This is a genomic window from Microcystis sp. 0824 (assembly GCF_003112475.1).
Classification (GTDB): Bacteria; Cyanobacteriota; Cyanobacteriia; order Cyanobacteriales; family Microcystaceae; genus Microcystis; species Microcystis aeruginosa_C.
This window is the reverse complement of the sequence record NZ_BDSM01000066.1, coordinates 1-553: the sequence shown is the minus strand read 5'-3', so window position 1 is coordinate 553 and position 553 is coordinate 1. Positions and strand designations below refer to the sequence as shown.

Annotated in this window: 1 pseudogene; it reads left to right on the top strand. The window is 39.2% G+C overall.

Annotated elements, in window-relative coordinates:
* A pseudogene (locus N0824_RS19145) lies at nucleotides 1-553 on the top strand (Rpn family recombination-promoting nuclease/putative transposase); the annotation flags it as partial.

The window sequence follows — 553 nt, the reverse complement described above, 5'->3', positions numbered from 1 at the left end:
GCCAATTATGATGAACCCTGGAAAGAAGCATTAAGCGAGTATTTTGAAGCGTTTTTATACTTCTTCTTTCCTGAAGTTCACCAACTAATTGATTGGACAAAAACTCCCGAATCTCTAGAAAAAGAACTCAAACGGATTACCGCTTCAGCAAAGACAAAAAAACGTTTCGCTGACAAACTCTATAAAGTCTGGTTACTGAGTGGTGAAGAAGTCTGGATTTTGATTCATATTGAAATTCAAAGTCAATACGAAGAAAATTTCCCTCAGAGGATGTATATTTATAACTATCGGGCCTTTGATTTGTATCAGAAACCAGTTATCAGTCTCGCTATATTAGGGGATGAACGAGTAAATTGGCGACCAGATTCCTATAATTATACCATTGCTGGTTGTGAAGTCAGGCTCAAATTCCCAACAGTCAAATTACTGGACTACGAGGAAAGCTGGTCAGAACTAGAAACAAGTAGCAATCCCTTTGCTATAATAGTCATGGCACACCTGAAAACAAAAGCGACTACTGGGAAGCTGCCAGAACGGGAACAGTGGAAGTGGA